The sequence below is a fragment of the Sphingopyxis sp. genome (assembly GCF_035250425.1).
Lineage (GTDB): Bacteria > Pseudomonadota > Alphaproteobacteria > Sphingomonadales > Sphingomonadaceae > Sphingopyxis.
Genome location: NZ_DATFFD010000039.1, coordinates 22,828 through 32,750, shown reverse-complemented (window position 1 = coordinate 32,750; position 9,923 = coordinate 22,828). Strand labels below are relative to the sequence as shown.

Here is a 9,923-nt window from a genome sequence, read left to right as displayed (position 1 = left end):
TACTCAGACCGCCCTGGGCGGTCTTCGCCGAGCCCCGTGCCGGGTCTCGGCCATCCGGTGACGATCGCTGGCGTGGCTGCGGACGCCGCGCGAACGCGCGGCGGCGTTGTCTATGCCTCTCCCGGTACGGCGGGTGCGGGCAGCGCTCCCGGCTAGGCCCGACGTGGCCTGCGGCAACCCTCGCTCAAGCTCGGGTGCTCCTCTTCGTTCCGCCCTGCGGTGCCGCCGGCCACTGGAGCCGGGCCTCTTGGTCGCGTCTCGCCGCCCACCCCCGCCTTCCGGGGAGGCTTGCTGTTTTTTGGGTGGCGATGGAGGACAGCGATGCGTCAAGCCACCAGCCGCCGTACCCGCCGCAACCGAGCGAGCGAGGAGCAACCCCAAGCAACCCGCGCCAATCTGTATGACGAGGTGACCGCCCGGATCATCGCCGAGCTTGAGGCGGGGCGGTTTCCATGGGTCCAGCCTTGGGGACGAACCGGCGGGACCGACCCTGGCCTGCCGCGCAACGCGCTCACCGCCCGGACTTATTCAGGCGTCAATATCCTGATCCTGTGGGGCGAGGTGATCGAACATGGCTGGCCGTCGCAAAGCTGGCTGACCTTCCGGCAGGCGCAGGAGGCGGGCGGCTGCGTCCGCAAGGGCGAGCATGGCGTGACCGTGGTCTATGCCGACCGCTTCACCCCCGAAGCCGAGAAGGAACGTGCCCAGCGCGACGGCGACGAGGCCCGCGTCGTTCCCTTCCTCAAGCGGTTCACTGTGTTCAACGTCGCGCAATGCGAGGGCCTGCGCGCCGGACTGGCGTCCGATCCCGCGCCGCTGCCCGAACGCGAGATCGTGCCCGTTGCCGAGGAGGTGATTGCCGCGTCGGGCGTGGATTTTCGTGTCGGCGGGTCGAAGGCATTCTACGCGCCCGAACCCGATTTCGTGCAGGTGCCACCGCAGCCCGCCTTTTTCGAGCAAATCAACTATTACCGGACCTGCCTGCACGAACTGACCCACGCGACCGGCCACCCCAAGCGGCTCGCGCGCGCCTTGAAGAATGCCTTCGGCAGCAAGGATTATGCGCGGGAGGAACTGGTCGCCGAGATGGGATCGGCCTTCCTCTGCGCCGCGCTCGGCATCGTGCCGACCGTGCGTCATGCCGACTATATCGGCTCTTGGCTGGAAGTCTTGCGCGAGGACAATCGCGCGATCTTCCGCGCCGCCAGCGCCGCAACCAAAGCCGCCGACTGGCTGCTCGCGCGGCACCGCGAGGCGCAGGACGAAAGGCTGACCGCAGACACGCGGCTGCGGTCAGCGGCATGATCCTCCTGACCCCCGACCTGCGTTTCGCGCTGCGCGCGAACGCCATCAATCACCGCGCCGCCGCGATTGGCGGACGGGCCGACCCCGACCCCGTGCCGGTGCTGAAACTGTTCAATCCGGTGGGCGCAGCGACATGGCTGGCGACCGAATTGGATAGCGACGACGACACCCTGTTCGGCCTCGCCGACCTTGGCTTCGGATGCCCCGAACTCGGCTATTTCAGTCTGTCCGAGATCGCTTCGGTTCGCCTGCCGTTCGGCCTCGGCATCGAGCGCGATATCGGGTTCGAGACGCCGCATAGCCTCTCGGTTTGGGCCGATGCCGCCCGCCGAACCGGGTCGATCCTGTCCGCTCAACAGATACTCCGCAGCGCCGGAGCCAACCAGCTTCCGCCACGAGGCGGATGACGCAGGCGGCCGTTCGCCGCCATTCGTAAGCCGATCCGCCATCCCGGAAAGAGCGACGGACCGGCACTCACAAGGAGTGAAGTCATGAAACTCGAATTCATCGACATTGGCAACATCGACGACAGCGCCGTGAACATGCGCCACGGCAAGAAGGCTCCCGATGTGTCCGACATCCTGCCAACTGTGCGCAAGCGCGGCATCATCGTGCCGGTCATCCTCCGCCCCGGAATCGCCGAAGGCCGCTTCGAACTGGTCGCGGGGCGGCGGCGCGTTCATGCTGCGCGGCTCGCGCAGACCGAAGAAGGCGCGGACCCGGAGCTTGGCCGGGTGCCGTCCGCGATCATGGAGGCGGGCGACGATGCCGCCGCACTCGAAGCCTCGCTGATCGAGAACTTGGCGCGCCTCGACCCCGACGAGGTGACCCAGTGGGAAACCTTCACCCGGCTGGTCAAGGAAGGCCGCGAGGTGGACGACATCGCTGCCACCTTCGGGCTTCCCGACCTCACCATTTGCCGCGTGCTGGCGCTCGGCAATCTGCTGCCGCGCATCCGCCAGCTCTACCGCGACGAGAAGATCGACCGCACCACCGTCCGCCACCTGACCCTTGCCAGCAAGAGCCAGCAAAAGGCGTGGCTGGCACTTTATGACGACCCCGACAACTACACGCCGACCGGCCACCAATTGAAGGCATGGCTGTTCGGCGGGCAGTCGATCGCGGCGAAGGTGGCGCTGTTCGACATCACCACCTATCCGGGCGCGACCGTCGCCGACTTGTTCGGCGACGACCGCTATTTCGCGGACCCCGAGGCGTTCTGGACCGCGCAGAACGAAGCCATTGAGGCACGGCGCGCGGCCTATATCGAGGACGGCTGGAGCGATGTCGTGATCATCCCCGCGTCCGAACATTTCCATTCGTGGGAATATGAGAAGGCCCCCAAGCGCAAGGGCGGGCGCATCTATGTCGATGTCCGTTCCACCGGCGAGGTGACCTTCCACGAAGGCTATCTGACCCGTAAGGAAGCCCGCCGCCTCGCCAGCGGCGAAGCGCCCGGAGGGCCGAAGCCGCAGCGCCCCGAACTGACCTCTACCTTGCAGACCTATGTCGATCTCCACCGTCACGCCGCCGTCCGCGCCGCGCTGCTGACCCACCCGCAAGTGGCGCTCCGCTTGATGGTCGCCCACGCCGTGGTCGGCTCGCATCTGTGGCGGGTGTCGCCGGAGCCGCAGACCACGCGCAATGACGAGGTGCGCGAAAGCCTCGAAACCGCGCGCGGCGAGACGGTGTTCGACGAGCGCCGCCGCGCCGTGCTCGCCCTGCTCGGCTTCTCGTCCGAGGAGCCGACCGTGACCGGGGAAAACGGCGACGACTATGGCGTGGCGGGCGTGTTCCTTCGCCTCGTCGAGCTTCCCGATCCCGCCGTCATGGAGGTCATCGCGGTCGTCATCGGTGAGACGCTGGCGGCGGGCAGCGCCGCCGTCGCAGCGGTCGGCACCGAGATCGGCATCGACATGGCCGATTGGTGGCAGGCGGACGAGGCGCTGTTCGGCCTGATCCGCGACCGCGAGGTGCTGGGCCGGATGGTCGCCGAGGTGGCGGGCGAAACGGTCGCCAGCGCCAATGCGGGCGAGAAGTCCAAGACCTTGAAGCGGATCATCGCCGACCATCTGGCGGGCAATGACGGACGCCCCAAGGTCGAGCGCTGGGTGCCGCGCTGGATGCAATTCCCGCCGAGCGCCTACACCACGCGCGGCGGGGTCGGCACCGTCGCCGCCCATGCTAAGGTCGATGCGGCGCGCGACATTTCCGCCGCGCCGGAACCTCGTGAGCAGGCCGAGCCTTTTGCGGAAGCAGCCTGAACTTCTGAGGGCGGGCTTCGGCCCGCCCTCAGACGAGCCCTGAAATTCGGCCGCGCGCCTCCGCCGTTCCGGCGTCGGCGCGCGGCTCAATGTTGCGTTTTACCTCAATTTCGATCGTCTCTACATCTCAAAACTCGGCAGCGCCGATCAGGCCGGCAGCATGATGCTCAACGTCCGCTTTGACGTCGGCGTCTTGCTCATCGGCCAACCATTCCTCATAGTCGCGCTCGTCGACATCGGTGTAGTCCGGGCTGATATCACCGAAATCAACCTGCCTGACGGCATCCACAAGTTCCACGCCCTCGACGCCAAGTTCGTCTGCAGGGCCGGCGAGATCGCCCGTCAATGTGAGCAAAAAAGCCCCATCAAATTCGATCTCGCGCTCCGCAGACATGCCGCCCATGCCGACATAGTCCTTGTCGATACTGTCGTAGATTGACAGCGAAAAGTCGGCCAAGGCAGTCGCGCTGATGCTCGCAGCGATCCGCACTGCGACTTGGTTGCTCCCCAAACGAACGATTGCGAAGTCATATTCGCCATCGATGTTCTTGAGCGCATATTCGCCAAATTGGAGCTCTGCGATGTCCGCCTCGAAGCTGTAAGCGCTGCTGCCTTCGGCCATGAAATTCCAATCGCTGACCGCGTCCGACAGCCGGCGTTCGGTCTCCTCCGCCAAATCTGGGAGGCCACCGGCCTCAAGCGCCGCGAGAAACGCCGCCACGCGCTCGTCCGCCTCGGCGACATGACCCTGCACAATTGCAAGTGCCTTGCCGAAATCCCGCTCGACATCGATCCATTCCGATTTTTCAGCAAACGCGATCCAACCCTTGTCCTTGGAGACGGCCAGCACCTTCTTGCCGGCGGCTTTCGCCCAAGCCTCGATTGACAGAAGCGCGATTGCATCGGGAAATTCATTTTTCTTCGCGCCGGCCGCTTCGAACGGCGCTGAGGCACCGAAATAGCCTCGAACCAGATCCTCGACCGAGGCCAGCGCGCTCGGGATCAGCTCCGCGCCGACTGCCTCGAAATAATCGCTCAGCCGCTTGCTTGCGATCTTCTTCGGTTCACCGAGTCCCTCGATGATCGCGTTGAGACCGTCTGCGGCGGCGCCCTCGACGAGCCTCACGTTCTCGGCCCGGCTCGCGGCGCTGACGAGTGTGTCATGCGTTTTCTTCACTTGGTCCACGAGATGCTTGAGCATCTCGCGCACGACGATCTCGCTTAGAACAACTTCGATCTGCCCGTCTTTGAACTGGGTCAGCTGTCCGAGAAGTCCGCCGGTCAGGTTTAGACTAGCCTCGTCGGCGATGTTCGTGTCGATGGTGAACGCATCATAGGCCATAGCGTCCAATAGCATGGCACGAACCCGGAACGAAGCGCGTGCCGGCATATCGTATCCGATCCGCACGACGCTCCGATGTCGCCTTCGGCCGCCCATTTCGCCTCTTAGCTGGCGGGTCTGCGCTGGCCGGCCTTGCCTGCGCAACGGCGTCACCAACCTTCTTCCCCGCCCTTCGGGCTTCCTCGCGAGACAAGAAGCTCGGCTCATGCCGTCCTTCGCTATCGCTTCAGCCTGACGGTGCGAAGCGGCCGCCCTGCGCCTGATTGACCGCCATCGAGGCCGCATGGGGCGGCATCGAGACAAGCATCAGGAGATACGACATGGCACAGATCGGTAGCTTCACTCGCGGCGAAAACGGCATCTTCACCGGCGAAATCCGGACCCTGACACTGCGCGTCAAGGCCAGCATCCGGCCCGTCGACCGCGAGAACGACAAGGCCCCGGACCATCGTGTGAGTGCCGGCGGCGTCGAGTTCGGCGCGGGCTGGACCAAGGCGGCGCGCGACACCGGGGCAGAATATCTCAGCCTCAAGCTCGACGATCCGTCCTTCCCGGCACCCATCTACGCAACCCTGACGCAGAGCGACAACGGCGAGCACAAGCTCATCTGGTCGCGCTGAACTCTCCGGCCCCGCGCGCCGAGCGCGGGGCCGAGACTCGTGGGTGTGTCGAAAATGGTCTGCCCGATTCCGACACTCCCGTTCCGATGCCGCGCCCGCCATTCCTGGGGCCGTGGATGGCACACCGCCGTCCGACACGAGCACCGGACAGCCAAGATGGATAGTGACGACGACATCTCGCGCGCGAACCGCGCCAAACGCGGCTCCCCCTATATCAATACCGATCAGGCGGCGGCCTATCTGAAGATCTCGGGCCGCTTGCTGCGCCGCTTGCGGCGCGCTGGCAAGGGGCCGGTTTTCCGCCTCCACAGCCGCTTCGTACAATATCATATCGACGACCTCGACGCCTGGTCCGAGGCGCAGGCAGTCGGGGAGAAGCGTCATGACTAGGCGCTCGGATCGCAGCGCCGAACTGCCGCTTCTCGCATGGGGCGACCAGCTCCGCGCCGATCGCGCGAAGCGCCGTCGGCTTGGTCATCGCATCGCGATCATCGGCGTCAGTATCGCGATTCTCGGGCTGACCATTGCTTTTCCGCCATCGCCGCGCCTCATTTGGAATGCCAGCGCCAGTATCCCGGTCGGACTCTATGCCGTGACGCCGGGCAGCGAAGTCGACCCCGGCAACATGGTAATCGCAAGGCTGCCCGATCCGTGGCGCAAATTGGCCGCCAGCCGCCGCTATCTCCCGGCTAATGTGCCGCTCGTGAAGCGCGTCGCGGCGGGGCCGGGCGATGAGATTTGTGCGCTCGGCACGCAGATTTTCATCAACGGCCGATGGGCCGCCGAGCGGGTCGCGGCCGATCCGCGCGGGCGTCCGATGCCCTGGTGGAGCGGGTGCGTGCGGCTGCGCGGGCATCAGTTCTTCCTGCTGATGTCGGGCAGTCCGGCATCGTTCGACGGGCGCTATTTCGGGCTCACCGAGAGCAGCCAGATCATCGGCAAGGCGCATCCGCTATGGACGCGCTGAAGCGGCTGGTGCCTGCGATCTTGATACTGGTCGCCACGCCGGCATATGCCGACGAGGTCGCGCGCTGGACGCCTTATATCGACGAGGCATCGGCCCGCTTCGGCATCCCGACCAGCTGGATCGAGCGGGTCATGCGCGCCGAGAGCAATGGCCTGGCAATGCTCAATGGTCGGCCGATCCGCAGTCGCGCCGGTGCGATGGGCCTCATGCAGTTGATGCCGGCGACGTGGAGCGAGATGCGCGCGCGGCTTGCCCTCGGCACCAACTCGGACGATCCACGCGACAATATTCTCGCCGGCACCTACTATCTTCGGCTGATGTACGACCGGTTCGGCTATCCCCGGCTGTTCGGCGCCTACAATGCTGGTCCCGGCGCCTATGCCGAATGGCTCGCCGGAAAGCGCCGCTTGCCCGGCGAGACGATCGCCTATCTCGGGACGGTGGGCAGCGCGCAGCGACCGCCCCAGCCTGTTGACGTCCCAGCTCCCCCGCCGAGCCTGTTCGCAGTGCGGCGGGACAATTTCGCGCAGACTGCGACCGCCGATCCCGTCCGTGAGCAGGTGTTGTTGTTCGCGGTTCGCAAGGACGTGCCATGATCGCGGGCGGTGGTAGGGCTCGTCTCGATAGGCCCAGCATGACGGCTCGCGGAGCGGCTCTCAAGGCCCGCGGGTGCTCCCCAATTTTCTTCGAAAATCGGTTCCCCCCACGACCGCTTCGCGGCGCTGCGCTTCGCTCCGCGGCCCTGACAGCCGCTCCGCCATCCGTCTTCTCCACGCTGTTCTCGATGATGGGAGCGCAAGCGATGGAGATCATCATGACCATGTTTCAACCCATATCAGTCGCGGCGGATCGCGTGATGGCGACGTTGGTTTCGGGGCTGGAGATCGAGTTCGGGCACGGTGCCGGCGAGGCCTTGGCACATCGGTTTCTGGAGGCTGAAGAGAGCGATTTCCTTTGGGTTGCGCGAGAAATAGAGCGCTGGATCGGCGCTTTCGAGAGCGTCGACGATGACGAAATCGACCTCGATCGGGTGCGGATTTTCGGACGACTGGACGGCAAGTGGTTCGTCGCGGTGATGATCATCGATGGTGACGGAAACCCGCACGGATTGATGGGAAAGCGCGAATTCAGGCGTCGGCATCAGGCATTGGCGGCATTCGCGGATGCCTGATAGCCACATCATTTCAGGCCGGGTCGCGGTGCCGGATCGGCATCGTGGCCCGGCTTTCCTTTTGATCCGAGCAAGAGGATTGAGAGGGGAAGAAGGGAAACGGCGAAAGCAAGAGAAAGGCAATGCCTCCAAGGCATTGCTAAGTGTTTGTCTGCACATCGTTTTCTTACGAGACATGGTGCGCTGCGCGCGAGACATGTTCGTGAAGATTGGCGGAAATCCGCCATTTCTGGCCGGCAATTGCGAGATTCACTGGCCTGAAGGGGCTCGGCGATGAGTGACGACGAGGATTTCACCCCTCGGGTCGGCCGGCAGCGACAGCGGAGCGGCAAGAAGGCGCGGCGCTACCTTGGTCGCATCGTCGGCGCCGCGATCCGATCGGCCGAGAAGGGCACGATCAGAAGCCGGCGGTTCGACGGCAGTCGGATTGGGCGCGGCGCCAGCATGGGACGGCTGCTTTCCAGCCGCGATCGCTTCGGTGGCATGCGCGCGCGGCGCGCGGTCGTGAAGACGCGGCTTGTGCGCATCGGCGCGAAGGGCATGCCAGCGGCGCGCGCTCACCTGCGCTATATCCAGCGCGACGGCGTCACGCGCGAAGGCGCTCCGGGCGAGCTCTATTCCGCCGAGCACGACACGGCCGACGGCAAGGCCTTCCTCCAGCGCTGCGACGGCGACCGCCACCAGTTTCGCTTCATCGTCTCCGCCGAGGACGGGGTGGAATATCCCGACCTCAAGCCGTTCACCCGCCGGCTGATGGCGCAGATGGAAGCCGATCTTGGGACCAGGCTCGACTGGGTCGCGGTCGACCATTTCAACACGGCGCATCCGCATACCCACATCATGCTACGCGGGGTCGACGATACGGGTCAGAATCTGATCATCGCCCGCGAATATATCGCGCATGGCATCCGCGAGCGTGCGGCCGAACTGGTGACGCTCGATCTCGGGCCGCGAACGGATCAGGAAATCGAGGCAAGGCTTCGTCACGATATCGGTGAGGAGCGGATGACGGCGATCGACCGCCGCCTGATCCGGTCGATGGACGCCGATCGCCTGGTCACATCGGCAGACCGCGATCCCTTCCAGCAATCGCTCCGGGCGGGCCGGTTGCAGAAGCTCGCCAGCATGAGCCTCGCCGACGATGTCGGCGGTGGTCGCTGGCGCCTCGCCGACGATCTGGAAGGGACGCTGCGAACGCTTGGCGAGCGAGGCGACATCATCCGGACCATGCAGCGCGAACTGACCGCCCGGAATCTTCAGCGGCCGTGGATCGGGCGAAGCCTGTTCGGAGCCGGGGAAACCGATCCCGAGCCGGTCGTCGGCCGCGTGATCGCGCGCGGTCTCGCTAACGAGCATCGCGATCGCCACTATCTGCTCGTCGATGGGGTGGATGGTCATGCCCATTATGTCGATATCGGGTGGGGCGACGCGGTGGCGCCGATCCCGGAGGGCGCGATTGTCCGCGTGTCGGCGCGAAGCATGGAGGTCAGGGACGCCGATCGCGTCGTCGCCGAGGTGGCGGTAGCGAATGGCGGGCGATATTCGGCCGACCTGCATCTGCGGCATGACCCCTCGGCCACGCAGGCCTTCGCCGAAACCCATGTACGGCGGCTTGAGGCGATGCGGCGGGCGGGCGCCGGCGTTGAGCGCGAGCCCGACGGAAGCTGGAAGATTCCCCCCGACCATATCGATCGTGCCGCCGCTTATGAGGCACGCCGTCATCGGGACCAGCCGGTCGAGGTGGAGACTCTGTCGACGCGACCACTGGACCAGCTGCGTGGAGCCGATGCGGCGACTTGGGTCGATCGGGAGTTGGCATCGCAATCTCCGCTGCCGATCCGTGACGCCGGCTTCGGGCGCGAGGTCCACGCGGCCATGGCAGGCCGGCGGCAATGGCTGGTCGAGCAGCGGCTCGCGGATGTTGACGGCGACCGTACCCGGTTGCGGGCGAATGCGATCATGATGCTCCAAAGGCGGGAATTGTTGCGGGAGGGCGAAATGCTTTCGAGCGAGATCGGAAAGCCGTTCGTCGAGGCTCGCGTCGGCGAGCGGATCGAGGGGACCATCACGCGGCGGATCGACCTCGCCAGTGGCCGGTTCGCGATGGTCGAGAAGTCGCGGGAATTTACGCTGGTTCCTTGGCGGCCGGTCCTGGAAAATCAGATCGGCAAGACGGCTTCGGGGATCATGCGCGCCGACGGGGTGAGTTGGCAGTTTGGGCGCGGGCGAGCGGGCCCCGAAATCACATGATCGC

Annotated in this window: 10 protein-coding genes; 9 read left to right on the top strand and 1 reads right to left on the bottom strand. The window is 65.5% G+C overall.

Translation table 11 applies throughout. The features are described from left to right. The first annotated feature begins 321 nt into the window (after positions 1–321). From VJ811_RS02835 to VJ811_RS02825, 3 genes are all read left to right on the top strand, one after another. A complete protein-coding gene (locus VJ811_RS02835; protein WP_324070761.1) occupies positions 322–1,305 on the top strand; it encodes an ArdC family protein in 984 nt (327 codons plus the stop codon). Continuing rightward, positions 1,302–1,712 carry a DUF2958 domain-containing protein gene (locus VJ811_RS02830; RefSeq protein ID WP_324070760.1) on the top strand — a complete coding sequence of 137 codons (411 nt, stop codon included), beginning with the start codon at positions 1,302–1,304 and terminating at the stop codon, positions 1,710–1,712. Before VJ811_RS02835 ends, VJ811_RS02830 begins: the two co-directional genes overlap by 4 nt. Positions 1,713–1,796: 84 nt before the next feature. Further along, positions 1,797–3,569, top strand: a complete 1,773-nt coding sequence (locus tag VJ811_RS02825) for a ParB/RepB/Spo0J family partition protein (RefSeq protein ID WP_324070759.1) — start codon at positions 1,797–1,799, stop codon at positions 3,567–3,569. Positions 3,570–3,696: 127 nt separating this feature from the next. Here VJ811_RS02825 and VJ811_RS02820 read toward each other — a convergent pair whose 3' ends face one another. Then, the gene (locus tag VJ811_RS02820) at positions 3,697–4,911 is read right to left on the bottom strand and encodes a PIN domain-containing protein (RefSeq protein WP_324070758.1); all 1,215 of its coding nucleotides are present in this window, start codon (positions 4,909–4,911) and stop codon (positions 3,697–3,699) included. 320 nt (positions 4,912–5,231) lie between these two features. On the opposite strand from VJ811_RS02820, the gene VJ811_RS02815 reads away from it, so the two are divergent. The 6 genes from VJ811_RS02815 (at position 5,232) to rlxS (ending at position 9,919) form a co-directional block, all read left to right on the top strand. Further along, entirely contained in the window at positions 5,232–5,531 is a 300-nt protein-coding gene (locus tag VJ811_RS02815; RefSeq protein ID WP_324070757.1) for a DUF736 domain-containing protein, read from the top strand. Positions 5,532–5,687: 156 nt separating this feature from the next. Continuing rightward, complete coding sequence (locus VJ811_RS02810) at positions 5,688–5,921, top strand: helix-turn-helix domain-containing protein (RefSeq protein WP_324070756.1); 234 nt, start codon at positions 5,688–5,690, stop codon at positions 5,919–5,921. Further along, complete coding sequence (locus VJ811_RS02805) at positions 5,914–6,498, top strand: S26 family signal peptidase (protein WP_324070755.1); 585 nt, start codon at positions 5,914–5,916, stop codon at positions 6,496–6,498. Before VJ811_RS02810 ends, VJ811_RS02805 begins: the two co-directional genes overlap by 8 nt. After that, complete coding sequence (locus VJ811_RS02800; protein WP_324070754.1) at positions 6,486–7,094, top strand: lytic transglycosylase domain-containing protein; 609 nt, start codon at positions 6,486–6,488, stop codon at positions 7,092–7,094. The genes VJ811_RS02805 and VJ811_RS02800 overlap by 13 nt, the downstream gene beginning before the upstream one ends. A gap of 206 nt (positions 7,095–7,300) precedes the next feature. Continuing rightward, positions 7,301–7,669 (top strand): hypothetical protein, encoded by a 369-nt coding sequence (locus tag VJ811_RS02795; RefSeq protein WP_324070753.1) that lies wholly within the window; start codon positions 7,301–7,303, stop codon positions 7,667–7,669. Positions 7,670–7,942: 273 nt separating this feature from the next. Next, complete coding sequence (rlxS, locus tag VJ811_RS02790) at positions 7,943–9,919, top strand: relaxase/mobilization nuclease RlxS (protein WP_324070752.1); 1,977 nt, start codon at positions 7,943–7,945, stop codon at positions 9,917–9,919. Positions 9,920–9,923: the final 4 nt, after the last annotated feature.